The organism is Bradyrhizobium sp. BRP23 (genome assembly GCF_020194135.1).
Lineage (GTDB): Bacteria > Pseudomonadota > Alphaproteobacteria > Rhizobiales > Xanthobacteraceae > Bradyrhizobium > Bradyrhizobium yuanmingense.
The window spans coordinates 23,273-49,233 of record NZ_JADYVW010000017.1 but is presented as its reverse complement, the minus strand read 5'-3'; the positions used below and the strand labels follow the sequence as shown (position 1 = coordinate 49,233).

21 protein-coding genes and 1 tRNA gene are annotated in these 25,961 nt (G+C 64.5%); 13 read left to right on the top strand and 9 right to left on the bottom strand.

All coding sequences use genetic code 11. The features are described 5' to 3' along the window. Positions 1-19 precede the first annotated feature (19 nt). Positions 20-2,059: a HAMP domain-containing methyl-accepting chemotaxis protein gene (locus I6F24_RS32055; protein ID WP_225152588.1), complete on the top strand. Its 2,040-nt coding sequence runs from the start codon at positions 20-22 to the stop codon at positions 2,057-2,059. A gap of 158 nt (positions 2,060-2,217) precedes the next feature. Beyond that, positions 2,218-4,266, top strand: coding sequence for a HAMP domain-containing methyl-accepting chemotaxis protein (locus tag I6F24_RS32050; RefSeq protein ID WP_225129928.1), 2,049 nt, complete (start codon positions 2,218-2,220; stop codon positions 4,264-4,266). Positions 4,267-4,349: 83 nt separating this feature from the next. Here I6F24_RS32050 and I6F24_RS32045 read toward each other — a convergent pair whose 3' ends face one another. After that, positions 4,350-4,730, bottom strand: coding sequence for a DUF3175 domain-containing protein (locus tag I6F24_RS32045; protein ID WP_225152590.1), 381 nt, complete (start codon positions 4,728-4,730; stop codon positions 4,350-4,352). A 183-nt stretch (positions 4,731-4,913) separates the two neighbouring features. Between I6F24_RS32045 and I6F24_RS32040 the strand changes: the two genes are divergently transcribed. The 3 genes from I6F24_RS32040 (at position 4,914) to I6F24_RS32030 (ending at position 8,933) form a co-directional block, all read left to right on the top strand. Further along, complete coding sequence (locus tag I6F24_RS32040) at positions 4,914-6,401, top strand: MFS transporter (protein ID WP_193760629.1); 1,488 nt, start codon at positions 4,914-4,916, stop codon at positions 6,399-6,401. Between the two features lie 4 nt (positions 6,402-6,405). After that, entirely contained in the window at positions 6,406-7,227 is an 822-nt protein-coding gene (gene otsB, locus I6F24_RS32035; protein ID WP_036016048.1) for a trehalose-phosphatase, read from the top strand. A gap of 242 nt (positions 7,228-7,469) precedes the next feature. After that, positions 7,470-8,933, top strand: coding sequence for a trehalose-6-phosphate synthase (locus tag I6F24_RS32030; protein ID WP_036016051.1), 1,464 nt, complete (start codon positions 7,470-7,472; stop codon positions 8,931-8,933). A 238-nt stretch (positions 8,934-9,171) separates the two neighbouring features. On the opposite strand, the gene I6F24_RS32025 is transcribed toward I6F24_RS32030, so the two are convergent. Next, a complete protein-coding gene (locus I6F24_RS32025; protein ID WP_036016053.1) occupies positions 9,172-9,513 on the bottom strand; it encodes a hypothetical protein in 342 nt (113 codons plus the stop codon). 194 nt (positions 9,514-9,707) lie between these two features. Between I6F24_RS32025 and I6F24_RS32020 the strand changes: the two genes are divergently transcribed. Then, positions 9,708-9,797, top strand: a tRNA-Ser gene (locus I6F24_RS32020). Between the two features lie 10 nt (positions 9,798-9,807). On the opposite strand, the gene I6F24_RS32015 is transcribed toward I6F24_RS32020, so the two are convergent. Beyond that, the gene (locus tag I6F24_RS32015) at positions 9,808-10,869 is read right to left on the bottom strand and encodes an SMI1/KNR4 family protein (RefSeq protein WP_225152592.1); all 1,062 of its coding nucleotides are present in this window, start codon (positions 10,867-10,869) and stop codon (positions 9,808-9,810) included. A gap of 245 nt (positions 10,870-11,114) precedes the next feature. On the opposite strand from I6F24_RS32015, the gene atzF reads away from it, so the two are divergent. Next, positions 11,115-12,497, top strand: coding sequence for an allophanate hydrolase (gene atzF, locus I6F24_RS32010; protein WP_225152594.1), 1,383 nt, complete (start codon positions 11,115-11,117; stop codon positions 12,495-12,497). On the opposite strand, the gene I6F24_RS32005 is transcribed toward atzF, so the two are convergent. The 6 genes from I6F24_RS32005 to I6F24_RS31980 all read right to left on the bottom strand — a co-directional run bounded on the left by I6F24_RS32005 (position 12,494) and on the right by I6F24_RS31980 (position 18,344). Next, positions 12,494-13,219: a Crp/Fnr family transcriptional regulator gene (locus I6F24_RS32005; protein WP_036026163.1), complete on the bottom strand. Its 726-nt coding sequence runs from the start codon at positions 13,217-13,219 to the stop codon at positions 12,494-12,496. The two genes, atzF and I6F24_RS32005, sit on opposite strands and share 4 nt — an antisense overlap. Positions 13,220-13,287: 68 nt before the next feature. After that, positions 13,288-14,163, bottom strand: a complete 876-nt coding sequence (locus tag I6F24_RS32000; RefSeq protein ID WP_081492950.1) for an ABC transporter ATP-binding protein — start codon at positions 14,161-14,163, stop codon at positions 13,288-13,290. Then, positions 14,151-14,813, bottom strand: coding sequence for an ABC transporter permease (locus I6F24_RS31995; RefSeq protein WP_225152596.1), 663 nt, complete (start codon positions 14,811-14,813; stop codon positions 14,151-14,153). The genes I6F24_RS32000 and I6F24_RS31995 overlap by 13 nt, the downstream gene beginning before the upstream one ends. A 107-nt stretch (positions 14,814-14,920) precedes the next feature. Continuing rightward, positions 14,921-15,919, bottom strand: coding sequence for an NrtA/SsuA/CpmA family ABC transporter substrate-binding protein (locus tag I6F24_RS31990; RefSeq protein ID WP_225152598.1), 999 nt, complete (start codon positions 15,917-15,919; stop codon positions 14,921-14,923). A 236-nt stretch (positions 15,920-16,155) separates the two neighbouring features. Next, complete coding sequence (locus tag I6F24_RS31985) at positions 16,156-17,115, bottom strand: fatty acid desaturase (RefSeq protein WP_225148648.1); 960 nt, start codon at positions 17,113-17,115, stop codon at positions 16,156-16,158. 275 nt (positions 17,116-17,390) lie between these two features. Beyond that, positions 17,391-18,344: a LysR family transcriptional regulator gene (locus I6F24_RS31980; RefSeq protein WP_109141763.1), complete on the bottom strand. Its 954-nt coding sequence runs from the start codon at positions 18,342-18,344 to the stop codon at positions 17,391-17,393. Positions 18,345-18,442: 98 nt separating this feature from the next. Between I6F24_RS31980 and I6F24_RS31975 the strand changes: the two genes are divergently transcribed. From I6F24_RS31975 to I6F24_RS31950, 6 genes are all read left to right on the top strand, one after another. Next, complete coding sequence (locus I6F24_RS31975; protein WP_036026203.1) at positions 18,443-19,624, top strand: MFS transporter; 1,182 nt, start codon at positions 18,443-18,445, stop codon at positions 19,622-19,624. 10 nt (positions 19,625-19,634) lie between these two features. Further along, entirely contained in the window at positions 19,635-20,669 is a 1,035-nt protein-coding gene (locus I6F24_RS31970) for an aldo/keto reductase (protein WP_036026169.1), read from the top strand. A gap of 123 nt (positions 20,670-20,792) precedes the next feature. Then, positions 20,793-22,352, top strand: coding sequence for an amidase family protein (locus I6F24_RS31965; protein WP_036026171.1), 1,560 nt, complete (start codon positions 20,793-20,795; stop codon positions 22,350-22,352). Positions 22,353-22,705: 353 nt separating this feature from the next. Next, entirely contained in the window at positions 22,706-24,007 is a 1,302-nt protein-coding gene (locus tag I6F24_RS31960) for an O-acetylhomoserine aminocarboxypropyltransferase/cysteine synthase family protein (RefSeq protein WP_036026174.1), read from the top strand. Between the two features lie 12 nt (positions 24,008-24,019). Continuing rightward, on the top strand, positions 24,020-25,018 hold the full coding sequence (locus I6F24_RS31955; RefSeq protein WP_036026175.1) for a homoserine O-succinyltransferase: 999 nt from the start codon (positions 24,020-24,022) through the stop codon (positions 25,016-25,018). Between the two features lie 106 nt (positions 25,019-25,124). Beyond that, on the top strand, positions 25,125-25,868 hold the full coding sequence (locus I6F24_RS31950; protein WP_036026177.1) for a polysaccharide deacetylase family protein: 744 nt from the start codon (positions 25,125-25,127) through the stop codon (positions 25,866-25,868). Positions 25,869-25,961: the final 93 nt, after the last annotated feature.

The window sequence follows — 25,961 nt, the reverse complement described above, 5'->3', positions numbered from 1 at the left end:
CATGAGCTGGGGGTTGGGAATGTCCGGGCGTACCGCGTCGCCGTTGAAGCGTGCACTATTTCCGACCCTCAAGTTCCGCGCAAAGATCATACTCGGCTTCGCCGCCGTCCTGGTGATCTCCGCCGGCAGCATGGCGTTTTCCTATTTCGGCTTCGAGCGGGTCGCCGACGGGGTCGGATCGTACCGCAGCAGCGTGTCGGAGGCCGATCTCGCGCGTAACATCGATCGCGAGCTGCTCGCCTATCGTTCGGCCGTCAAATATTTCGTCGTCACCGGCAAGGAAGACGACGCCAAGGCGGCGCTCGATGCCGAGGCCAGCCTGAAGAATGCCATCGACCAGGCCGTCAAGGCCGCCACCAAGCCGCCGCGGCAGGAAAGCCTCGGCAAGCTCGCCAAGGAGTTCTCCAACTTCTCCGCCACCTTCGCCAAGGTGCTCCAGGCCAAGCGCGACAGCGCGCTGCTGGTGCAGAACCAGCTCCAGCGCCAAGCCAATCTCCTGAAGTACAAGCTCGACGACATCGGCAACAACGCCTCCGACGCCGAAGCGCAGGCGATCGAGTTCGGCACCAAGCAGGTCAACGCCCAATTCCAGACCGCAAGCGCTGCAGCCACCCAGTTCGTGCTGACGTCCGATCAGGCGATCGCGAACAGCGCCCTGGCGCGGCTGAAATTCGTCGAGAACTCGCTGGGCGCGGTCTATTCCATGGACGACAAGATTGTCGCTGGCCTGAAGGAGGCCAAGTCCATCCTCGGCGCCTATCGCGAGGCGCTGGAGAAGTTGATCGCCAACGCCAAGCTGGTCGATGGCCTCGTCACGGAGATGAGCGGCTCGGCCGGCGCGATCCAGCAAGGCGCCACCGCCATGAAGGCGGACCTCGTCGCCGAGCAGCAGCGGCTGGATTCGGAGTCGGCGGCGACCATCGGGCAGACCGAGCAGCTGGTGCTGATGCTGGCCGTCGGCGGCACGCTGTTAGGCGCGGTCCTCGCCTTCCTGCTCGGCACCGGCATCTCGCGGCCGATGATTGCGATGTGCAAGGCGATGCGCGAGCTTGCCTCGGGCAATTTCGATGTCGTGTTGCCGGGCCTGGGGCGCAAAGACGAGATCGGCGAGATGGCCGGCGCGGTCGAGGAGTTCAAGATCCAGGCCGTTGCAAAGGCCGAGCGCGATGCCGCCGCCAGCGAAGTGCAGAACCGCGAGCAGGCCGCAAGCCGCCGCGCCGAACTGATCCGCTTTGCCGACGATTTCGAGAGCGCGGTGGGTGCCATCGTCTCCAACGTCTCGGCCTCGGCCGTGCAGCTGGAATCGGCCGCCTCGACGCTGACCCGCACCGCCGAGACCACGCAGAGCCTGTCGAGCCAGGTCGCCGGCGTCTCCGAGCAGGCCTCCTCCAACATGCAGTCGGTCGCGACCGCGACCGAAGAGCTCTCGGCTTCGGTCGAGGAGATCGGCCGCCAGGTGCGCGATTCCAGCCGCATCGCAGAGGCTGCCGTGATGCAGGCCAAGGAGACCGACGGCCGCATCGGCAAGCTCTCGCATGCCGCCCAGCAGATCGGCGAGGTGGTCAAGCTGATCACCGCGATCGCCGAGCAGACCAATCTACTGGCGCTGAACGCCACCATCGAGGCCGCCCGCGCCGGTGAAGCCGGCCGCGGCTTCGCGGTGGTTGCGAGCGAGGTGAAATCGCTGGCGAGCCAGACCGCGAAGGCGACCGACGAGATCTCCTCGCACATCACGGGCATGCAGGGCGCCACCGCCGAATCGGTTGCCGCGATCAAGGAGATCGGCGCGACGATCGGCCAGATCTCGTCGATCTCGACCTCGATCGCGAGCGCGGTGGAGCAGCAGGGCGCCGCCACCCAGGAGATCGCCCGCAGCGTCCAGACCGTCGCGCAGGGCACCCAGACCGCGGCCATCGATATCGGCGAGGTCAACCGCGGCGCCGCCGAGACCGGCTCGGCCTCGGAAGAGGTGCTGAACTCGGCCAAGACGCTATCGAGCGAAAGCACCCGTCTTCGCGCCGAGCTCGACCGCTTCATGGCGAACATCAGGGCGGCGTAGTAAAGCGCACCTTAACAAATCCCTACGTCACCTAACCGCCAGTTGCGGCGCCACAAGTTTACCGCAGCTTATCCTTTGCCGGTTACCGTGCACACGAGTCGGAAGCGGGCTGCTTCCCGGCTGCGCCTGGTTTTCCGCGAATGGAATGGGGTGGGGGAATGTCGGTCACGTCCAAATCGAGCCAATCGAAGTCGCGCCAATCGAAGCTGCCAACGCTGCGTTTTCGCGCAAAAATCATCCTCGGCTTCGTGGCGGTGCTCGCCATCCTCGCCGTCAGCATGGCGTTCGCCTATTTCGGCTTCGAGCGGATCGCAGGCGCTGTGGCCTCCTACCGCACCAGCGTAGCGGAAGCCGATCTGGCGCGGACGGTCGATCGCGAGCTGATCGCCTATCAGGGGCTGGCACGGGCCTATACCCTGACCGGCGCGGCTGATGACGAGACCGCGGCCAAGGCCGCTGAAGGAAATCTGAAGAGCGCGATCGCCAAATCGATGGCCGCCACCACGGGCGCGGCTCGCCGCGAGCAGGTCGGCAAGCTCGAGGCCGAGTTCCAGAGCTTTACGAAAGTCTTCAGCGAGATCATCACGCTGACGCGCGAGAACAACAAGATCGCGGCCGACGAGCTCAACAGTGTCGGCAACAAGATCCGCTTCAAATTCGACGATCTCGCCGACACCGCGGCGCTGGCGGGTCTCTCCTCGGTGCAGACCACGGCCAAGGACATCACCTCGCAATATCTGGCGGTCTCGACCTCGGTCAGCGCTTTCGTCGCCAAGCCGGAGCCGAAGACCGCCGACGGCGTGATCGCCCGCATCAAGTTCCTCGAGACGCTGCTGGTCTCTGTCTACGCGAACGACCAGAAGATCACCGATCGCGTCAAGGAGATCGGCGATCTCTTGAAGCAGTACCGCACCTCGTTCGCAAAGCTGACCGAGAACGTGAAGGTCATCGTCAAGCTGAACGGCGAGATGACCAAGACAGCGGCGACCATCCTCAAGCTCTCGGCCGAGCTGCGTTCGGATCTCACCGCGGACCAGCAACGCATCGAGGCGAGCGCCAATGCGACGATCGTAGAGACCCAGCAGCTGATGCTGATGATGGCGTTCGGCGGGCTGGCCATCGGCATCGTGCTGGCCTTGTGGCTCGGCAACGGCATCTCGCGGCCGATGATCGCGATGTGCAAGGCGATGCGCGAGCTCGCCTCGGGCAATTTCGACGTCGTGCTGCCGGGTCTTGGCCGCAAGGACGAGATCGGCGAGATGGCCAGCGCGGTCGAGGAGTTCAAGATCCAGGCCGTTGCAAAGGCCGAGCGCGACGCCGCCGCCAGCGAAGTGCAGAACCGCGAGCAGGCCGCAAGCCGCCGCGCCGAACTGATCCGCTTTGCCGACGATTTCGAGAGCGCGGTCGGCGCCATCGTCTCCAACGTCTCGGCCTCCGCCGTGCAGCTGGAATCGGCCGCCTCGACGCTGACCCGCACCGCCGAGACCACGCAGAGCCTGTCGAGCCAGGTCGCCGGCGTCTCCGAGCAGGCCTCCTCCAACATGCAGTCGGTCGCGACCGCGACCGAAGAGCTCTCGGCTTCGGTCGAGGAGATCGGCCGCCAGGTGCGCGATTCCAGCCGCATCGCAGAGGCTGCCGTCATGCAGGCCAAGGAGACCGACGGCCGCATCGGCAAGCTCTCGCATGCCGCCCAGCAGATCGGCGAGGTGGTCAAGCTGATCACCGCGATCGCCGAGCAGACCAATCTACTGGCGCTGAACGCCACCATCGAGGCCGCCCGCGCCGGTGAAGCCGGCCGCGGCTTCGCGGTGGTTGCGAGCGAGGTGAAATCGCTGGCGAGCCAGACCGCGAAGGCGACCGACGAGATCTCCTCGCACATCACGGGCATGCAGGGCGCCACCGCCGAATCGGTTGCCGCGATCAAGGAGATCGGCGCGACGATCGGCCAGATCTCGTCGATCTCGACCTCGATCGCGAGCGCGGTGGAGCAGCAGGGCGCCGCCACCCAGGAGATCGCCCGCAGCGTCCAGACCGTGGCGCAGGGCACCCAGACCGCGGCCACCGATATCGGCGAGGTCAACCGCGGCGCCGCCGAGACCGGCTCGGCCTCGGAAGAGGTGCTGAACTCGGCCAAGACGCTATCGAGCGAAAGCACCCGTCTTCGCGCCGAGCTCGACCGCTTCATGGCGAACATCAGGGCGGCGTAGGTTCGCTGCTCCTGTAGCTCGCGGTCCCGAAGGGCCGCGCTATCGCCTTACACTCCGCTGTCCGGAACGACAGCGGAGTGAGTTCATTCCCTTCCGAACGCTCGCTTCAGCTCGACCTTCGCGCGCTCCAGTCGCGTGCGCTGCGTCTTGGGCAGCGTCTTGCCGGCGCGGTTGATGTAGAAGGTCAGCATCGACAGCGCCGAGCGATAGGCGCCAGTCTTGCGTCGCGAGCTGTGCTCGGCCGAGCGCTTCAGCGAGGCCGCAATCCTCTTCGCGCTGGTCAGCTTGAACACCCCTTGCCTGAGGTCGAGCGCATCGCTCTCCTCCGTCACGCGCTGCGACCAGCGCCTTGTGGCGCGTTTGGTGCTCTTGTGCGCGGTCCCGCTCCGCCGGGTGTTTGCCTTGCGTGCCGTCTTGCGCGGGCTGCTGTTTCGAGAATGTGTCGTCTTTCTGACCTGAGCCATGCGCCAACTCCTTGCGGGTCCAGCGGAAACGAGCGGTGCTCGCTGGCGTTCCCGCGGGAACCCGGCCCCCTCGCAAACGTTGTCGCAAGGTGGCAGGCAGAATGCCGCACCCCGATGATCGGATCGACCCCGTCCACGTCATGTGAACCGGGGCCGCTTCCATTGATCAGACGCAACAGCCCGATGGAATTGCAGCAGAGCCCAGCGCTGAACTATGCACCCGTAGTCCCGGCGGCGGCCGTGACCGACCGCATCGTCGAGACCAGCATTCCCTCGCGGCTCGATGCGCTGCCGTGGAGCGGTTTTCACACCCGCGTCGTGCTCGCGCTGGGCATCACCTGGATTCTCGACGGCCTCGAGGTGACGCTTGCGGGTGCGCTCTCCGGTGCGCTGAAGCAAAGCCCATCGATGCAGTTCTCCAATCTCGATCTCGGCATCGCCAACTCCGCCTACCTCGCGGGCGCCGTGCTCGGTGCGCTCGGCTTCGGCTGGCTGACCGACCGTATCGGCCGCAAGAAGCTGTTCTTCATCACGCTGGCGCTCTACCTCTCGGCAACGGCCGCAACCGCGCTGTCATGGGATGTCGCGAGCTACGCGCTGTTCCGCTTTCTCACCGGCGCCGGCATCGGCGGCGAGTACACAGCGATCAACTCGACGATCCAGGAGTTGGTGCCCGCACGCTACCGCGGCTGGACCGATCTTGTGATCAACGGCAGCTTCTGGATCGGGGCTGCGATGGGCGCAGTGGCGGCCATCGTGCTGCTCGATCCCGCGGTATTCGCTCCCGATCTCGGCTGGCGCCTGGCCTATCTGATCGGCGCCGCCCTCGGCCTCGTCGTGCTCTTGATGCGGATGTGGATCCCGGAAAGTCCGCGCTGGCTGATGATTCATGGTCGTCCCGACGAGGCCCATGCCATCGTCGACGGGATCGAGCGGTCGGTGATCGGGCACGACCAGGATACGAGCGACGGACGCTTCACCAAGATCCGCCTGAAGATGCGCGATCACACGCCGATCCCCGAGGTGGTCCACACCTTGTTTTCGGTCTATCGCCGGCGCGCATTGGTCGGCCTCGTGCTGATGAGCGCGCAGGCATTCTTCTACAACGCCATCTTCTTCACCTTCGCGCTGGTGCTGACTGATTTCTACGGCATCAAGGCCGACCACGTCGGCTGGTACTTGCTGCCGTTCGCGGCCGGCAATTTCCTCGGGCCGCTGCTGCTCGGCCGCCTGTTCGATACGCTGGGACGCCGCACCATGATCACGTTCACCTATGGCGCATCGGGCCTGTTGCTGGCGCTATCAGGCTATCTGTTCTCGATCGGTGTCCTGAGCGCGCAGGGGCAGACCATCGCCTGGATGGTGATCTTCTTCTTCGCCTCGCCCGCCGCGAGCGCGGCCTATCTCACCGTCAGCGAGACCTTTCCCCTCGAGGTTCGCGCGCTGGCGATCGCGGTGTTCTATGCGGTCGGCACCGGCATCGGCGGCGTGATCGGGCCGGCGTTGTTCGGCGCGCTGATCGACACGGGATCGCGCACCAGCGTATTCGCCGGCTATCTGTTGGGGGCCGTCCTGATGATCGCGGCTGCGATCGTGGCGTGGCGCTATGCCGTCGCCGCCGAGCGCAAATCGCTCGAACACATCGCGCGGCCGCTCGCCTTTATGGAGTAGACTGATGAAATCGGAACTTGCGGAAATGGCGTTGGACCAGAAGCTCACCATACCTGATGACGACGAGACGCCGGAAACGGTGCCGGTGCCGCATGCGTTGGTGCCGCATCTCGATGAAATCGCCATTCTGCTCGACATCGATGGCACGCTGCTTGAGCTGATGCCGACGCCGCGCGAGGTGTGGGTGCCGCCGGGCCTGTCGGAAACGCTGAAAGCTTTGACCGAGCGCACCTCGGGGGCGCTGGCGCTGGTCAGCGGCCGCTCGCTCAACGACATCGACCTGATCTTCGCGCCCGACGTGTTCCGCGCCGTCGCCGGTCATGGCGCGGAGATGCGGCTGGCCGTGGACAGTGAAGCGGATGCCCTGCACGCGCCGCCGCTCGACAAGGAGCTGAAGCGGCGCCTCGCCGCCATCGCCAAGCTCAGCCCTGGAATCCTGCTCGAGGACAAGGGCTATTCGCTCGCGCTGCATTACCGCCTGGCGCCGCATGCGGAGAAGGCGATCTACGAATCCGTCTCACTGATCCGCGCCGATCTGCCCAATGCGCCGATCGAGGTGCTGCCGGGCAAGTTCGTCTGCGAGATCAAGCATTCCGGATTCACCAAGGCGAGCGGCGTGCGCGAGTTGATGAAGCGCGCGCCGTTCAAAGGACGTCGTCCGCTGTTCATCGGTGACGACGTCACCGATGAGACCGTGTTCGCGATCATGCCCGACATGGACGGGCTGGCGTTCTCGGTCGGCCGCCGCGCCATGGGCGTGAATGGCCACTTCGATGCGCCGGCGGATGTGCGTGCGTTCCTTGCACATCTGCTCGATCCCAGGTGAAACCAAGGCAGCGTCATCTCGCAGACACAAAGGCTTCCATCGCAGCGCCATTGCGCGCTGCAATGCATGCTGCGCAACAGGACCGGAAACGCTGTCTTTGCAGCGAAATGACTGGGTTCCACGAGCGAAACCAGTTCCAACGCGCACGCCCGATTTTGGTTTCAATTGGTTGAAACGATGATCAGGAACCATATTGATGAACGGCAGTTAAATGGGGCGGAATGAACAGGAGGGGACGACCTGTGAACTTGATCGTCGTTTCAAATCGCGTCGCCCGCGGCAAACCCAACGAGCCCATGACGGGCGGCCTTGCGGCGGCATTGCTTCCCGTTGTGGAACATTCTGGTGCGATCTGGGTCGGTTCCTCCGGCCGGGTGCGTGATGGCCACCAGAAGGAGCCGTTCGCCGAGATCGAGGCGCTCGGGACAGGCGCGATTGCGACGTTGGATCTGCCGGCGGCCCATTACGGCGGATACTACGAAGGCTTTGCCAATTCGGCGCTGTGGCCGGCGCTGCATTCGCGCAGCGACCTGATCCGCGTCTCGCGCGAGGACTATGTCAGCTATCGCGAGGTCAACGCCTTCATGGCGCGCGCCTTGATGCGTTTCCGCAAAGCCCGGACTGCGTTCTGGGTTCAGGACTATCATTTCCTCGCGCTTGGTGCCGAGCTGCGCGAGCTCGGCGTCGATGATCCCATCGGCTTCTTCCTGCATACGCCGTGGCCCGTCACTGCTGTGATGCAGGGCGTACCCAACCATCGCGAGCTGATCACCGCGATGCTGGCCTATGATCTGCTCGGCTTCCAGACCGAGGAAGATCGGCAGAACTTCCTCGGCTATGTCGGCGCCGAGCTCGGCCTCACCATCGAGGACGGGGTCGTGGTCTCGCAGCATGGGCGCACGCGCTGTGAAGTTTTCCCGATCGGCATCGATGCGGAGAAGTTCGCCGCCTATGCCGCGAAGTCGGCCGCGCATCCGGATGTGTCGCGCCTGCGCCGCAGCCTCAACGGCGAGCGCCTCGCGATCGGCGTCGACCGGCTCGACTATTCCAAGGGTCTCGTCAACCGAATCAGCGCATTCGACCGGCTCTGGACCGAGCAGCCGCAGTTTGCGCGCAGCATCTCGCTGCTCCAGATCGCCAATCCCTCGCGCGGCGGCATCGAGGCCTATGGCAATCTCCAGAACGAGGTCGCGCGCCTCGTCACCGACGTCAACGGCCGCCACGGCGAGGTCGACTGGACGCCGATCCGCTATTTGAACAAAGGCTTCAGCCAGGCCGTGCTCGCCGGTCTCTACCGCACCGCGCAGGTCGGCGTGGTGACGCCCCTGCACGACGGCATGAACCTCGTCGCCAAGGAATACGTCGCCGCGCAAAATCCCGCCGATCCCGGCGTGCTGGTGCTGTCGAAGTTCGCCGGCGCCGCCAACGAGCTCGACGCTGCGCTGCTGGTCAATCCGCACGATATCGACGGCATGGCCCGCGCGGTCGCGGTCGCGGCATCCATGCCGCTCACCGAGCGCAAGATGCGCTGGGATGCGATGATGAAGAAGCTGCGCGGCCACACCATCCAGCAATGGTCCGCCGATTTCGTCGCCGAGCTCGAGAAGTGCCGCACCGAGAAGGCCGCCGTGGCGCCGCTCGCGGCCCAGCCGCCGCAGGCGCTGCGCTGGTTGAAGTCGGCGATCTCAGGCGTGCGGTTGATCTAATCTCAGCTTGGCTCGATCTCACCCTCTCCCCTTGTTGTGGGAGAGAGGGTGGCATAGGGGCCTCTGGCCGCCGTTCTTAACAACGCCGATGCTTTGCATCGGCTATGGCGACAGCGGCGAGACGGGTGAGGGGTGTCTCTCCACGCGTGAACGTCTCGCAGCAAGATTCGTGGATGCAACCCCTCATCCGGCGCTTCGCGCCACCTTCTCCCGCAAGGGGAGAAGGCAAGAGCGCCCCTCAATAGCAATACGACACGCCGTCCAGGATCGCGCATTGCCGCTTGTTCGGCGCGTTCGGATTATCCAGCGGCACCACGCCCTTGCCCTGGCCGACGAACACGCCGGGCCCGACATGCACCGAGCTCTTGTTGCCGATGATCACGCTCTGATGCGGCGCCGAGCTGGAGCGCGTGCCGTCCGGCCAGAGGATGGCATCGCCCGAAAGCACCCCGCGCCGGCCGTCGTCGCAGCTGACGTCGACCCCCTGCCGGGTGCAGACCTGGGCCAGGGCCGGCGCGGCAAGGGCGGAGCCGAGGGTCGAAATCAGGCTCAGGGCGGCGATGGTCTTGCGGATGGTCATGGCGTCCCCGGTCGTGTGTGGCGGCTTGCCGTGAATCGTCGCGCCAGGGCCGCCCGCGGTTCAGCCCCGCGGCCGCTTCGGGTGCCCGCGGAGCCGAATATTGTGCTGCAAATACAGTAAGTTGCGGAAAAATCGCCCGATATCTCCGCGATCCCTTGCAAAATCGTCGGCGCCCCTTCAAGAGAGGGCGCTCCGGAGAGATGGCCGAGTGGCTTAAGGCGCACGCTTGGAAAGCGTGTGTGCGGGAAACCGTACCGTGGGTTCGAATCCCACTCTCTCCGCCACCCGCTCAAATCAATCGCGCCGGCTTATTTGCCTTCGGGGCCAGCAATTGTCGCCAAGCGCCCGAGCAGGGCCGCCTCGGCCCTGGAAGTCAGACGGTAGCCTTCCGCCATCTCGGCCATGTCGCCCGCGGGCGACGCACGCGTCCCACCAGTCCCTCACAAAGCCCTCGGCGTACCCGCGCGTGTTGAAGCCGTAAGGTTCGGTGACAAGGTCGAAAGCGATCATCAGCTCGTAACAAGGCGAGTCGTAGGAGGTGCCGGTCTCGGACCGGCCCAAGAAAGCTTCGAAGGATCTGGCCGTACGAAGGCTCGAATAAAGCCAGAACATCAGTCCATACATCAGATGTGAGCGCTCGTCGTCGTGCAGGGCAAAGAAGCCTTTCTCGTCCACGATCTGCCGGGCCAAGGTGCGCAACATTCGCTCGCCGTGCGGCAGACGGTCGCCGACGGCGGCCAAGGCTCGCACCACGATTGGCGATAACGTTCCCCGCTCGACGGTCGCGATCGCAGCGGCCCGATCCTCCTCAGCAGTGTCGTACTCGGACTCCTCGACCAAGCCGCGAATGAAGGTCTCGAAGTCCGGCGCGACGACGACGATACGGCAGTCATCCTCCTGGTCGACGTACACGACCTGCGGCTCGCCCCGCTTTCCGCAGCTCCGGTAGTCCAGCATGATCAGTTCGTGGCCGCCGGCCGGCGTGTCGGCGATTCCGACGCCAATCGGCGGGTAGCCCCATTCCTCGATCATGAACTTGGCGCCAAACTTCCCGGCGAGTGAATAGGTGGACGTACGGCCAAGAGCGAAGAGCCCCTCGATAGCCACGTGGTCCTCCGCCCAGCCTGTACGCTCCTTCATTGGATGGCAGTTGCGCTTGACCATTCCGCCATTGTGGCGCCGTGCGAGGTCGACATAGGCCGCCGGCAGCCGATACCCTCCGATTTCATGCTCAATGGAGGCGATCAGCTCGTCGGTCGGCGGAGGCTCGACATAGTTCTCCAGGGAATACGGACAGTCATTCCAGAAGCCTTCGAAGTCAAAGTCGTCAAAGAGCCGTTTCGTCGCCATCTTCATTACCTCGTCATGTTACGAGGCGTGTCTAAGCGCCCAGTAGCCAGGACCGTTGATTGCCGCCCTTCGGAATGAAAACAGCTTATACGTCAATCAGGATTGACTGACACTCTCTCCGCCATTTGCTGCCGCTCATAACGGTTTGGTTGCAGGCTCGAGTCCCGCCGGTGCGGTTGAGGCGCTTAGTTGCTTTCATTGCTGGGCAGCGGCTTCATATTCGTGGGGTCATGCCCTCAGGAGCTTATTCCGTGCCGCAAGCGATCCTATCCGCGCAGAGCCGACCCCTCCGTTCCCGTGCCGAGTTAGCCTCCATCATCATAAGCGCCTATGAGCGCATCGAGCGGGACCGGCACCGCAATTGCTGGATCTATGTGCGGCCCATGGAAGAAGCGCTGGCTGAGGTTGATGCCCTTGTGCAACGAGCGGAAGAGGGTGAAGTCCTGCCGCTCCTTGGCGTGCCATTCGGCGTCAAGGACAATATTGACGTTGAGGCCATGCCAACGACAGCAGCCTGCCCGTCATTCGAATATAGGGCTGCGCAATCGGCTAGATGCGTCGAGAAATTGGCGGCCGCGGGTGCGATCTGTCTTGGCAAAACCAACCTGGATCAGTTCGCAACCGGACTGTCTGGCGCCCGCTCCCCCTACGGCGCCTGTTCCAGTGCGGCGGACGATCTGTATGTCTCCGGCGGTTCGAGCTCCGGCTCGGCTGCTGCCGTAGCATCCGGCCATGTTGCCTTCGCTCTCGGCACAGATACCGGCGGCTCAGGCCGGATTCCCGCAGGTTTCAACGGAATCATCGGGATCAAGCCAACCGTCGGCCTCGTCTCGTCCCGGGGACTTGTGCCGAACTGTCCGACGCTCGATTGTCCCTCGATCTTCTGCAATTCCATTGCCGAAGGTCGAATTCTGCTCGGGTTGATCGAAGGATTCGACGACAGTGATCCCTTTAGCCGCCAACGGATTGCCTCGTCCTTCCCACCTCCTCGCAAATTCCGGTTCGGCCAGGTCCCTGTCGGTCATCTCAATTCATTCGGCATGCCGGAATGCGATGACCTCTACAGGCAGGCCTGCACGAGGCTTTCGGGATTGGGAGGTCAAGCCAGGAACATTGACTTCGCGCCTTTCGCCGAAGCCGGTGAAATGCTCTTTTCAGGGCCTTGGATTGCCGAACGTCATGCGGCGATCAGCAAGCTCATGAACATCGATCATGGAGACCTGCTTGACGTCATCCGCAACGTGCTGAGCGGAGCTGCCCGGTTTTCCGCAACAGATGCATTCGCCGCGCAACATCGACTTTGGAAGCTGCGACGCCAGATCCAAACGCTTTTCGAGGAGATCGATGTTCTGGTGGTACCGACCGCGCCACGCCCCTTCACGATTGCGGAGATGATGGAAGATCCCATCACGCTCAACAACCGCCTCGGTTACTACTCCTATTTTGCCAATCTCGTGGACTTGTGCGCGGTGTCGGTTCCCAATGCAACGCTCGGCAACGGCATGCCGATGGGTATCACTTTGCTGGCACCTGCGTGGCGCGACCATGTTGTTCTCGACCTTGCCGAACGATGGCTGCCCGATGCGAAGGCCAGACTGTTCGATCTAAAGGAATATCCGAAGGCCGCCTCCTAGACCACTTCGAGATCGAGGGCGCGCAGATTGAGGATCACAATCAGGCCCCGGTGATAACGGATGACGCCTCTTGCCTGCATGCGGGAAAGCTGCACCGTCACCCATTGGCGGGTTGAGCCGATCAGATTGGCGAGATCACCATGCGTGAACGGGATCCCGATCACGATCTCGCGGCCCTGCTGCGAACCGTAGATCTTCGAGAGGAAGACCAACAGACGATGCAGCCGCTCGGTCACCGAGCGGGTCCCCAGCATTTGCGCCATGGCCGAGTAGCACCGTGCCTTGAAGGCGAGCGCATCCAGCAGCGCGACTGCGATACTTGCCGATTGAAGCGCCAGCGCACGCAGGGCTGGGCCGGGCAAGAACGTCACTCGGCTTCGTTCCACTGCAACCGAAGACCATACGTGGGCACCAGCACCGAACAGATCGGGGCCGCCGACGAAGTTGCCGGCAAACCAGTAGGCCAGCGTCACCTCGCGTCCGGAAGGCGCCGCGTAGTAGCTGCGAATACGCCCCTCTTCGATCAGATATATGCCGTTCTGCAGATCGCCCTGACGCCAGACATGCTTGCCTGCCTGCAGAACCTCCTCGCGTCCGATGGCGAGGACACGGCGCCGGTCAGCCTCACACAACGGATCCAACAAGCTCGGCAGGGACCCGACCAGAGCATCCGATCCCGCCAGCATGATGCCGGTCGCATTCCTGAGACTTGCCGCTGACATCTGCTCGCTCCCCTGCCGCCGCAGGGGAAAGCTATTCAAGAGCCATGCCAGAACATATCGTCAGGCGCCTACGTCTTGATTTCCATCTGCTCGAAGGCCCTGCGGCCTTCCGAGCGGATCAGGTCAAGGCAATCCCGCTTGAGGGCGAGATAGGCGGCCTCCGCGACAATGGCGCTGGAGCGCGGCCGCGGCAGGCTCACCTGAAGATCCCTGAGGATGCGGCCAGGTCCGGCGCTCATGATCAGCACACGGTCAGAGAGAAGGATCGCTTCATCGATGTCGTGTGTGACGAAGACGATTGTTGCGTTGATCCGCTCGCGGAGTTCGAGCAGATTGTCCTGCATGACCGCCCGGGTCTGCGCATCCAGCGCTCCGAACGGCTCGTCCATCAAAAGGACACTCGGCTGATTGGCGAGGGCACGGGCAATCGCAACCCGCTGCTGCATGCCCCCGGATAGCGTGTGCGGATATGCCGACGCAAATCTGGTCAGGCCGATCATCTCGATGAGGCCGTCGGCAATCCGCAGCGCCTCCGCTTTCGGCTTGCCGAGAGCGCGGGGCCCGTGCGCGATATTCCTGCGCACCGATTTCCACGGAAACAGATGTGGCTGCTGGAAGACCATTCCGATCTCGGGTCGTGGCTTGCGCATTGCTTCGCCGGCCATGAGCACCTGGCCTCCGAACGGCCGCTCGAGGCCGGCCATTGCATTCAGCAGCGTGGACTTGCCGCAGCCGGATGGACCGACGATCGAGACGAATTCTCCCTGGGCTACTGCCAGGGATACGCGGTCGACCGCGATGACCTGCCCGCTCGGCGCATCGAAGACGATGCTCAAATCCTCGACCCGGATGATCGCCTGACGCGCCGCGGCGGACGGCGGGTACGTATCCACGAGCCTGAGCGGCTGGTCTGGACGAAGCAGTCTAGGGGTCATCGCCACCACACGGCACGTTCGGCAAGAATCGCGAAGGAACGGTCGGCGACGAAGGAAAGCAGTCCGAGAGCCGCCAGCCCGCCCATGACCTGACCCGTTTGCATGTTCTGTTGCGCAATTTCGATACGATAAACGATACCGGCGAACGCTCCCGCCAACTCGGCGGCGACCAGCGTGTAGAAGGAGATGCTCACCGCGGTTCGAAGACCGACCGTGATATAGGGCAGCGCGCCAAGAAGGACGATCTCCCACAGCATCTGCGATTGCGGCGTGCCGAGCATCTGGGCGGCTCGGATAAGTCCGTGGTCGACTTTCTGCACCCCGATGTGGGTCGCGAGCCATACCGTGAAGAACACGCCCCAAACGACCAGGAAAAGCTTGCCTGTTTCCGAGAGGCCAAACCAAAGGATGACGATCGGCACGAAGGCGATGGGAGGAATTGGACGAAGGATGTGAAACAAGGGCGAAAGCAGGCTGGACACCAGTCGAAATCGGCCGGTCAGGATGCCGAGCACGATTCCGCCCGCGGCCCCGATGGCAAATCCCGCGGCCACGCGCGCGAGGCTCGCCATCAGGTCGGCGAAGAATTGTCCGCTGCGAATCCATTCGAGAACGGCAACGGCGACGGTCGATGGCGGCGGAAACAGCACGGTGTTCACGATGCCGGAGCGCGCAACCAGTTCCCACATGCCTGTGAAGGCGGGCACGGAGAGGACGGCGACCAGTACGCTCAGCCGTTCGGTCGCGCTGCTGCGTCTGCCGACGCTCACGGGCGTGCCCCCAGCGTGACGCGAGCTGAATCGAGCGCCTTCAGCGGCGCCGTCACCAGGACTTTCGTGAAATCGGGCATGCTCGCTCCAGGGGGATGATTGCCGGTCTCGAGCCGCCAGGCGGCATGGGTTTTCAGAGTCGTGAGAATCCTGTCGTCGAGGCGCACATGGTAGACGTAGTCCGTCCAGATCGACGCCAATTCATCGCGTTTCATCCCAGTCGCCGCTGCGATGACGTCGATTGCTTCACCCGAATTCGCCTTGAGCCAGCCCTCGGCTTCGATGAGGGACGCCAGGAACTTGCTGACGATCGCCGGGTTGGCGGCGAGGTAAGACTGCGTCACGACGATATTGAAGGTCTCCGAGTAGAGACCTTTGGTATCAAGCGGGATCGCGCCTTCGCCGAGAGCCTTCTTCGCATTCGCGACGTGTGGCTCCCAGGTGTCGAATGCGTCGATGCTGCCGGCCGCCATCGCAGGGAGCATCTCCTGCGGTCGCAGGTTGACGAGCGTCACGTCCTTCGACGTCAGGCCCGCCGCTTTCAACAGAACCGAGGTGTAGACCTCGCTGCCGGTTCCGGCCGTGAAGGCGATTCGCTTTCCACGCAGATCGGCCTTCGTCTTGATTCCGGCAGAAGCTGCGGTCATGGTCTTGAGATCCGAATATTCCATCCCCGCCACGAAGGCGATGGGCTGTTGCGCCATCGCGGCCGCCGTGACCGGCGCCTCGGCTGTTGTCGCGAAATCCGCCCCTCCCCCAAGCACCGTATCGAGGCACTGCTTCCCGCTGGTGAAGTTGGAGACCGAGATGTCGAGCCCGTGCTTGGCGAAAAGGCCCTTCGCATTGGCAACGATCGCCAGTCCCGAGATCGGCCCAAGATTCTGGGCGAGCCGCGCCTTCAGCAATTCCTCGGCCGTCGCGCGCTCGGACGGCGCAAACAGGAAGGACGCAGATAGCACGAACACGGCGAAGCGAAGAGCAGTTGTTGATCGCATGCCAAACCCCTGTGATGCCGGCGATCGGAGGTGATCGACCTTGACGACAGGATCGTCTGAAGATCGAAGATCATGAAGCAATTAATCGACAAGGCCCTGCTGTCCACTTTTTGCGCAAGCAAAACAGCTTCCGACCGTGATCGGGGCAATAAATTCATCAAGCTGCTCACACCTTGGGCGCAGCATGGCCTGCGGCAGCGGCGCTCTGCTGGCTTTCGCCAAGCCCGACGCCGAATTCAATCAGAACCGATCGGGATTTCGGTACCGTTGCGTGCGCGGCGAAACCAGGCCCACGTCTGCCGCGTCACTGCGATGTAGCCCGGGCCCCGATAGACGATCCGATCGGCGACGATCCGGTTCAGTTTCGGCAGCGCATGGAAAGGAATCGAAGGATAGGCATGGTGTTCGACATGATAGGGCATGTTCCATGCGAACCAGCGCACGAACCTGGCGGTATAGGTGGTGCGGGTGTTCTGGAAGGCGCTGCGCGTGCGATCGCAGCCGGTGTGTTCGGCAAGCAGATACGGACGCAGAAACAATTGACCGACGATCACGGGGACGACCCAGACCCACAACAGGATCAAGGTGTGCAACGCGATCGATGCCAGCAACAGCGCGACGTAGCCTGCCAGATGGAGACGCGCCTCTGTCACGACGATGTGGCGTTTGCCTTCGGGAATCCAGGGTGACGTGGCGTTGCCGGTCAACGCATGGCGAAGCATCAGCCCCACCCGGAAGGCAACCTGCCGCAAGCCGCTGTAGACGATCACCAATTGCGCGTCCGAGGTCGGGATCGGAACCGACAGCAGTTCCGGATCCCTCTTTGGATCCTGCGTATACCGATGATGATCCCAGTGGAATAAACAGTAATATTCGTAAGGCAAGCCGACCGCGAACGAGGAGAGATGACCGAAGACGAGATTAAGCGCCCGGCTGCGAAATGCCGTCTTGTGGGCGGTCTCGTGGACCACCATGAACAGGAATGCGACAAAGTAGCCTTGGACGACCACCAGCGGCAACGCCCAGACGATTCCGTATTGCGATGAGACCAGCCAGATCAGCGCGCCGACAACGACGATCACGCCGTAGTGGCTGGCCGCGCGGATCAGACCCTGCCAATCGGACCGCACCGACAATTCGCGCAGCATGGCTGGAGTCAGCGGCTTCTCTCCGGTGGCAGTGATGGCATTGCTCATGATCGTGGTCGCCTCTTTTTCGGAATCGCACACTTGACCGTGCTCGTGAGGACGCTGGAATTGGCCAAGCACAGGCCGACCCTAGGAAGCGCGGCCGCAATGCAGAAGCAATTTATTTCGCCGGCGTTGGCTCGCCCGGCATCCCTGGACTGACACTCTCCTCGCCAGCCTTCGCAAACGACGTTTGCGCAAGGCTGGCGCGCCGAAGCCCGCAGGGCGAAGGTGGACTCGGCAAGCCTGCCGGGGGGCAAGCTTCTCCTGCGCTCGCCGCCGCTTCACCCCACCAGCTTCCACTTCCCATCCCCGGTCCGCTTCAACGCGGGGTCGCTCACCCGCACGTGCTCGGCGAGGAAATCGATGAACGCGCGCACGCGTGCCGGGAGTGGGGCGGTGTGGCCGACATAGACGGCGTGGATGTCTTCGCGGTCGCCGGGATTGTAGCCTTGCAGCACCGGGACGAGGCGGCCGGATTCGATGTCGGGGCCGATGTGGAAGAGCGCGAGGCGCGCGAGACCGACACTGCCGAGGCAGAGGCGGCGGGCGGCTTCGCCGTCGCTGGCGCGCGCGACCGGCGGGGGCAGGGCCTCCTCGGCGTGGTCGCCACGCCTGAACGGCCAGCCGCGGATGCTGCGTGGAAAGGTCCAGCCGATGCCGCGGTGGTCGGCGAGATCGGCCGGAATCTTCGGCATGCCGCAACGGGCGAGATAATCCGGCGCGCCGACCACGACCATGCGGCTGGTGCCGAGCTTTCGCGCGACCAGCCGCGAGGCGCGCAGCGGACCGACGCGGATGGCGACGTCCGCGCGCTCCTGCATCAGGTCGATCACCGTATCGGTCAGCACGAGATCGAGCGTGACGTCGGGATGCTGCGCCAGAAACCGCGGGATCAAAGGCATCACATGCAGCATGCCGAAGGGGATGTTGCAGTTGACCGTGAGGCGGCCGCGCGGCGCCGCGCCCGAGGCCGCCTCGCGCTCGGCCTCCTCCATCTCGGCGAGGATGCGCAACGATCGCTCGTAGAAGGCCTGGCCTTCCGCCGTCAGCGTCAGCTTGCGCGTGGTGCGGTTGACGAGCCGCGCGCCGAGGCGCGCCTCCAGACGCGAGATCAGCTTGCTGACGCCCGATGGCGTCAGGCGCAGCTTTCGCGCGGCCTGGGTGAAGCCGCCGAGGTCCACGACGCGGACGAAGACCTCCATCTCGGCGGAGCGGTTGGTGTCGAAACGGGCCATGTTGAATTCACGTCACAAATGATTGGATTGCGGACATTCTAATGGTTTGGCGGCAGCGCCGCTATCTGCGTGGCTCGCCTCATCCCTTGGAGCAACGCATGCCTCCTGCCGTCCTCGCGCTCACCGCCGGTGCCTTCGGCATCGGCACCACCGAATTCATCATCATGGGCCTGCTGCTGCAGGTCGCCGCCGACATGCACGTCTCGGTCCCGGTCGCGGGCCTGCTGATATCAGGCTATGCGCTCGGCGTGTTCGTCGGCGCGCCGGTGCTGACGCTGGCGACGCGGCGGCTGCCGCGGAAAACCGTGCTGCTGGCGTTGATGGCGATCTTCACGCTCGGCAATGCGGCCTGCGCGCTCGCGCCCACCTACGAATTGCTGATGGCCGCGCGGGTGCTGACCTCCCTCGCCCACGGCACGTTCTTCGGCGTCGGCTCGGTGGTGGCCACCAGCCTCGTCGCCGAGGACAAGCGTGCGTCTGCGATCGCCACCATGTTCATCGGCCTGACGGTCGCGACGCTCCTCGGCGTGCCCTTCGGTGCCTGGCTCGGCCTGATGCTCGGCTGGCGCGCGGCGTTCTGGGCGGTGACTGTCATCGGCGTGATCGCGTTTGCGGTCGTCGCCGCGCTCGTCCCCGGCCGTGTCGGCGATGGCGACAAGCCGATCTCGCTTGCCGAGGAAGTGGCCGTGCTCGGCCGTCCGCAGGTGCTGCTCGGACTTGCCATGACCGTGTTCGGCTTCGCCGGCCTGTTCGTCGTCTTCACCTATATCCAGCCGATCCTGACGCGCTTCACCGGCTTTTCGGAGGCTGCCGTCTCGCCGATCCTGCTGGTGTTCGGCGTCGGCCTTGGGATCGGCAATATCGCCGGCGGCAAGCTTGCGGACCGCGGCCTCGCACGGGCCCTGACCGGCACGCTTGCCGCGCTTGCGATCGTGCTGCTCGGCCTGGCGGCCGTGCTGTCGATCAAGATCCTGTCCGTCGCGCTGATCCTGCTACTCGGCACCGCCGCCTTCGCGACCGTCGCGCCGCTTCAGCTTCGCGTGCTGGAAGCCGCAGGTCCCAGCGGCCGGACGCTCGCCTCCAGCCTCAACATCGCCGCGTTCAATCTCGGCAACGCGCTCGGCGCCTGGGTAGGCGGCGTCACCATCGCCCGCGGGCTCGGCCTTTCGGCGCTGCCGCTGGTCGCGGCCGGCATCACCGTCATTGGCCTCGTTCTGGCGCTGTGGAGTCTCCGGCTCGATCGCGCGCCGGCCACCGTCGCGGCGTGCCCGGCGGAATAGGAGAACGATTATGGAATACCGCAATCTCGGCGCTTCCGGGCTCAGAGTCCCCGTCCTCAGCTTCGGCACCGGCACGTTCGGCGGACAAGGTCCGCTGTTCTCCGCCTGGGGCCGCAGCGGCACTGATGAAGCCCGCAGGCTCGTCGATATCTGTCTCGATGCCGGCGTCAATCTGTTCGACAGCGCCGATGTCTATTCGAACGGCGCCTCCGAGGAGATCCTCGGTGCCGCGATCAAGGGGCGCCGCGACAAGGTGCTGATCTCGACCAAGATAAGCCTGCCGATGGGCGACGGTCCGCTCGATGCCGGCTCGTCGCGGCAGCGGCTGCTTGCCTCGGTCGATGCGGCGCTGCGACGGCTCGGCACTGACCATATCGATCTGCTTCAGCTCCACGCCTTCGACGTGTTCACGCCGATCGAGGAGGTGCTGTCCACGCTCGATATGCTCGTGCGCGCCGGTAAGCTGCGCTATGTCGGCGTCTCGAATTTCGCCGGCTGGCAGCTGATGAAGTCGCTCGCGATCGCGGACCGGCATGGCTGGCCGCGCTATGTCGCGCACCAGGTCTATTACTCGCTGCTCGGGCGCGACTATGAATGGGAGCTGATGCCGCTCGCGCGCGATCAGGGCGTCGGCGCTCTGGTCTGGAGCCCGCTGGGCTGGGGCAGGCTCACCGGAAAGATCCGGCGCGGCCAGCCGCTGCCGCAAGGAAGCCGTCTGCATGCCACCGCACAGTTCGGTCCGCCCGTGGACGATGCGCGCCTCTACGCCGTCGTTGACGTGCTCGATGCGATTGCTGTGGAGGCCGCTCGGACCGTGCCGCAGGTCGCGATTGCCTGGCTGCTGTCGCGTCCCACGGTCTCTTCCGTGATCATCGGGGCGCGCGACGAAGCGCAGCTGCGCGACAATCTCGGTGCCGTCGGCTGGTCGCTGAGCGCGGACCAGATCAAGCGGCTCGATGAGGTCAGCGGGGTGATGCCGCCTTATCCGTACTATCCCTATCGCGTCCAGGAGGGCTTTGCGCGGCTCAATCCACCGTTGGTGTAGGAGCTTGCTCATGGAAGGCTGCGATTGCGACAGAGCGTCGCGACAATGCGCCATGCAGAATCGCACCTGTACAGGGTCGCGCGTCGTCCCTAACCTCCGCCGCGCAATTTTAGGAGATGCGGCGTGGCGAAGAAGACGGCGACCAAGAAGAAAAGTGTGTTGAAGAAGACGGCGAAGGCTTTGAAGAAGGGCTCCGGCCGCAAGAGCGCCGTGGCCAAGCCGGCCGGAAAGGCCGCTGCCGGCAAATCGGCGAAGCCGCGGCGCCCGAACGGGCCGGCCTGGCAATGGTCGGCGGTCGAGACCGCGGCTGCGATCCGCTCCGGCGCCATCTCCGCGGTCGAGGCGGTGGAAGCGCATCTCGAACGAATGCGCACCGTCAATCCGAAGCTGAATGCGGTCGTCGTCGATCTCTCGGAGGAAGCACTCAAAGCGGCGCAGGCGGCCGACAAGCAGCGCGCCAAAGGCGGCGAGCTCGGTCTCCTGCACGGTGTGCCGATTACGATCAAGGAAAATGTCGACTACGAGGGCCGGCCGAATTTCAACGGCGTGCCCGCCAACAAGGACCTCATTGCACCATCGGATGCGCCCGTGGTGCGCAACCTGAAGAGATCAGGCGCGATCGTCATCGGTCTCACCAACACGCCCGAATTCTCCTTTCGCGGCTTCACCGACAATCCCCTGCATGGGCTGACGCTCAACCCCTGGGATCCCGACATCACCTGCGGCGGCTCCTCCGGGGGCGCAGGCTCGGCGGTTGCTGCGGGCATCGGCACCATCGCCCACGGCAACGACATCGGCGGCTCGCTGCGCTGGCCGGCGCATTGCAACGGCGTTGCCACCATCAAGCCGACGCAGGGCCGCATCCCCGCCTTCAACGGAAGCGCAACGTCGGAGCGGCCGATGCTGGCGCATCTGATGTCGGCGCAGGGGCCGCTCGCGCGCCATGTCGCCGACGTGCGCCTGGCTTTGGAGGTGATGAGCCAGCGCGATCCGCGCGATCCCTGGTGGGTGCCCGCGCCGCTGGTCGGCGAGCGGCCGAAGCGGCCGATCAAGGTTGCACTGGCGAAGATCCCCGAGGACATGGACGTCGATCCCTCTGTCGCCGCGGCGCTGCGCCAGGCTGCCGATCATCTCGAGCGGTCCGGCTATCGCGTCAGCGAGGTCGAGGTGCCCGACATCAACGGGGTCTGGCAGACCTGGTGCGACATCATCACCAACGAGACCGTGATGATGCAGGAGGCCGCCATGCTGAAGGTCACATCCGAGGATTTTCACAAGTCCTGGGGCGGCATGAAGGCCAAGGCCAACGTGCTCGATCTCAAGGGCTGGATGCAGGCGACCGCCGCGCGCAACGGCCACATCCGCGCCTGGCAATTGTTCTTCGAGGAGTATCCGGTGGTGCTGGCGCCGACCACGGTGAAGCCGACGCCGGGCCCGCGCGAGGACACCATCAGCTCCGAGCGCGTGCGCGAGATCTTCTGGGGCGAGATCCGCTTCATCTCCGCCATCAACGTGCTGGGCCTGCCCGGCGCGGTGGTGCCGGTGGCGCTGCATGACGGCAAGCCGATCGGCGTGCAATTGATTGCCGGCCGCTATCGCGAGGATCTCGCCCTCGATGCCGCAGCCGCCATCGAGAAACGCGTCGGCGTGCTCGCGCACCGGCTGTGGGAAAGAATGGCGTAGCGGCGGGTAATTTCACCCTCTCCCCTTGTGGGAGAGGGTGGCTCGCCGCAGAGCGGCGAGACGGGTGAGGGGTATCCCTCCACGAGTTCGCGTGTGGATAGACACCCCACATCCGGCGCTTCGCGCCACCTTCTCCCACAAGGGGAGTAGGAGCGCCACGGCGAGAGCGCGTTCGTTAATCCGCCTTAACCCGGATTTCAGCCAATCCGCGAGCAAGCATTAGGGTTACTTCCTCGATCTCTAAGCGAATTATTGTCCGCTTTACCACCCGCCTCTAACAGAGGAGCGGCGGACAACGCACATGCCTCATTCTAGGCCAATAAGTGCGGCCCGCTCCACGCGGAGGTGGCACGATGCGCAACGAGACGATCGCTATTCACGCCGGCTACGAGCCTGAAGCCACCACGCACGCAGTGGCCGTGCCGATCTACCAGACCGCGGCCTACGCCTTCGACAGCGCCGATCATGGCGCCGCCCTGTTCAATCTGGAGACCGAAGGCTTTCGTTACAGCCGCATCGCCAATCCGACCAGCGCAGTGCTGGAGAAACGCATCGCCCAGCTCGAAGGCGGCGTCGGCGCGCTCGCGGTCGCGACCGGGCAGGCAGCGCTGCATTTCGCCTTCGTCAACGTCGCCGATCACGGCGGCAACATCGTCTCCGTGCCGCAACTCTACGGCACCACGCATACGCTGCTCTCCCACATCCTGCCGCGCCAAGGCATTACCGGCCGTTTCGCCGAGAGCGACAAGCCCGAGGCGGTCGAGAAGCTGATCGACGAGAACACCCGTGCGGTGTTCGCCGAGACCATCGGCAATCCCGCCGGCAATGTCTGCGACATCGAGGCGCTGGCGAAGATCGCCCATGCGCATGGCGTGCCGCTGATCGTCGACAACACCGTCGCCACCCCGATCCTCTTCAAGCCGTTCGACTATGGGGCCGATATCGCGGTGCATTCGCTGACCAAGTTCTTGGGCGGTCACGGCACCACGCTCGGCGGCGCCATCGTCGATTCCGGAAACTTTCCCTGGGCCGAGTACGCCGATCGCTTCCCGGCCTACAACAAGCCCGACGCCTCCTATCACGGCCTGGTCTATGCCGAGCGCTTCGGCAAGACCGCCTATATCGAGCGCGCGCGCAGCGTCTATCAGCGCACCATGGGCTCGGTGTTGTCGCCGTTCAACGCCTTCCTGCTGCTTCAGGGCATCGAGACCGTGGCGCTGCGCATGGAGCGCCATGTCGAGAACGCCCGCAAGGTCGCCGAATTCCTGCGCGGCGATCCGCGCGTGGCCTGGGTCAATTACACCGGCTTCCCGGACAGCCCCTATTATCCCCTGGTGCAGAAGTACCTGAACGGCAACGCCTCCTCGCTGTTCACCTTCGGCATCAAGGGCGGCATGGAGGCCGGCAAGACGTTTTACGATGCGCTGAAGCTGATCACGCGGCTCGTCAATATCGGCGATGCCAAGTCGCTCGCCTGCCATCCGGCATCGACCACCCATCGCCAGATGTCGGCGGAGCAGCAGCGCGCCGCCGGCGTGCTGCCAGAGACGATCCGTCTGTCGGTCGGCATCGAGCATGTCTCTGATATCATCGAGGACATCGACCAGGCGCTGGAAAATGCCTGCCCGTCGGCGCGCCGCGAGGCCGCGGAGTAGGCGGCGCCGGCCATGACGATCTTGATCGACAAGGATCAGGTCATCGCGGGCCCGACGCTGGTGCCGGCCGCGCACGATCTCGCGCGCGATGCTGGCGCCGAGCTCACCATCGGCCTCGTCAACAACATGCCGGATGCCGCGTTGAAGGCGACCGAGCGGCAGTTCATGAAGCTGCTTCAGGCCGCGGCGGGCTCGCGCCGTATCCGCTTCCACTGCTTCTCGCTTCCCAGCGTGAAGCGGTCGCCGGAAGCGAAATGGCATGTCGAGAGCGAGTATTCCAACCTTTCCGATCTCGAGCGCGGCAAGTTCGATGGGCTGATCGTGACGGGCGCAGAGCCGATCGCGCCCGAGCTCGACGGGGAGCCGTACTGGCGCGACCTCACCAACCTGATCGACTGGGCCAAGGCCAACACGCGTTCGACGATCTGGTCGTGCCTTGCCGCGCATGCCGCGGTGCTGCATCTCGACAATATTGAACGGCGGCGGCTGCCGGCCAAATGTCACGGCATTTTCGATTGCGGCGTCGTGACGGACGATTTGCTGACCCGCTCTGCGCCCGCACCGCTCAAGGTCTCGCATTCACGTCTGAACGAGATCGCCGAGAGCGACCTCGTGCACGCCGGTTATCAGGTGCTGACACGCTCACAGGAGGCTGGCGTCGACGTCTTCGTTCGCCAATATGCCAGCCGCTTCGTGTTCTTCCAGGGTCACCCCGAATATGACGCGCTGTCGCTGCAGCGCGAATATCTGCGTGACATCGGCCGCTATCTCGCGCGGGAGCGGGAGACCTATCCGCGCCTGCCGGTGAGTTATTTTGACGCAGCGACTGAAGAGAAGCTGGCTCGGTTCGAGAAGAAGGCGGCGCACCAGCGCCATCCGGCGCTCAGCAACGAGCTGCCCGCGCTGAACCTGCGCGCCGATATCGGCGCTGGCGACGCGGCGGCGGTGCTCTTCCGCAATTGGTTGCGTTATCTCGGCGCGGACGCCGACGCGTCAATGTCGGTGCGCTAGCCGAAGCGCTCTTGGTTCGGCGTTAGGATTACCCGGGCGTTAGGCTTGCCTCGACCTGCGCACGAATGTTTCAGTAGAGCAAGAAGGCATCACAGGAAACGCAGTCGTGTGGTCGGCACTCCAGGGACGCGTGAGCAATCGGTTGGCCCGGCATTTCCGCGCCGCGCCGCACCGGCTGGCCGCGCATGCGGCGATGGTGAGCTTCACGTTCGACGATGCCCCCGATAGCGCCGCGGGCGAGGGCGCCGAGCTACTGGAGCGGCATGGCGGCCGCGGCACCTATTACCTCGCCGGCAGCCTGATCGGTCGGCCGTCGGAGCATTGGCACGGCCTCTCGGATGATGCGATCGTCCGGCTTCACCGCGCCGGGCACGAGATCGCCTGCCACACCTTCTCGCATCAGAGCTCGGCGACGCTCGACGAAGCCGCCATGGCGCGCGAGATCGACCGGAACCGCAGCCATCTCCGCGGCATCGATGGCTCGATCACGCTGGAGAATTTCGCCTATCCCTATGGCATCGCCTCGGTGTGGCGCAAGCCGCAGCTGACAAAGGCCTTCCGTTCCGCGCGCGGCATTCTTCCCGGCGTCAACAGCGGCGTCATCGACCTCCAATTCCTGCGCGCCTCCCCCTTGGTCGATTGCGAGATCGACGAGGCGGGCGTCGATCGCTATTTCGACGAGGCGGTCGCGAGCGGCGGCTGGCTGATCTTCTACGGCCACGACGTCAGCGACAGGCCGAGCCCCTATGGCTGCACGCCGCATCTGATGCGTCATGCGCTTGAAGCCGCCGCCAAGCGCAACATGCCGATCGTGACGGTCGCAGAAGCGCTGCGACGGATCGGGGCGTAGCCTCTTCTTCCCTTCTCCCCTTGTGGGAGAAAGGTGGCGCGAAGCGCCGGATGAGGAGTATGTCTCCACAAGCTCATATCTGCGTTCGCGGAT

Coding starts and splice junctions, on each gene's coding strand:
- I6F24_RS31990 (WP_225152598.1), bottom strand. CDS start 15,919: ATGCGATCAACAACTGCTCTTCGCTTCGCCGTGTTCGTGCTATCTGCG.
- I6F24_RS31955 (WP_036026175.1), top strand. CDS start 24,020: ATGACGATCTTGATCGACAAGGATCAGGTCATCGCGGGCCCGACGCTG.
- I6F24_RS32015 (WP_225152592.1), bottom strand. CDS start 10,869: ATGAAGATGGCGACGAAACGGCTCTTTGACGACTTTGACTTCGAAGGC.
- I6F24_RS32025 (WP_036016053.1), bottom strand. CDS start 9,513: ATGACCATCCGCAAGACCATCGCCGCCCTGAGCCTGATTTCGACCCTC.
- I6F24_RS31985 (WP_225148648.1), bottom strand. CDS start 17,115: ATGAGCAATGCCATCACTGCCACCGGAGAGAAGCCGCTGACTCCAGCC.
- I6F24_RS31960 (WP_036026174.1), top strand. CDS start 22,706: ATGCGCAACGAGACGATCGCTATTCACGCCGGCTACGAGCCTGAAGCC.
- otsB (WP_036016048.1), top strand. CDS start 6,406: ATGAAATCGGAACTTGCGGAAATGGCGTTGGACCAGAAGCTCACCATA.
- I6F24_RS32050 (WP_225129928.1), top strand. CDS start 2,218: ATGTCGGTCACGTCCAAATCGAGCCAATCGAAGTCGCGCCAATCGAAG.
- I6F24_RS32055 (WP_225152588.1), top strand. CDS start 20: ATGTCCGGGCGTACCGCGTCGCCGTTGAAGCGTGCACTATTTCCGACC.
- I6F24_RS31975 (WP_036026203.1), top strand. CDS start 18,443: ATGCCTCCTGCCGTCCTCGCGCTCACCGCCGGTGCCTTCGGCATCGGC.
- I6F24_RS32040 (WP_193760629.1), top strand. CDS start 4,914: ATGGAATTGCAGCAGAGCCCAGCGCTGAACTATGCACCCGTAGTCCCG.
- I6F24_RS32005 (WP_036026163.1), bottom strand. CDS start 13,219: ATGTCAGCGGCAAGTCTCAGGAATGCGACCGGCATCATGCTGGCGGGA.
- I6F24_RS31970 (WP_036026169.1), top strand. CDS start 19,635: ATGGAATACCGCAATCTCGGCGCTTCCGGGCTCAGAGTCCCCGTCCTC.
- I6F24_RS32045 (WP_225152590.1), bottom strand. CDS start 4,730: ATGGCTCAGGTCAGAAAGACGACACATTCTCGAAACAGCAGCCCGCGC.
- I6F24_RS31980 (WP_109141763.1), bottom strand. CDS start 18,344: ATGGCCCGTTTCGACACCAACCGCTCCGCCGAGATGGAGGTCTTCGTC.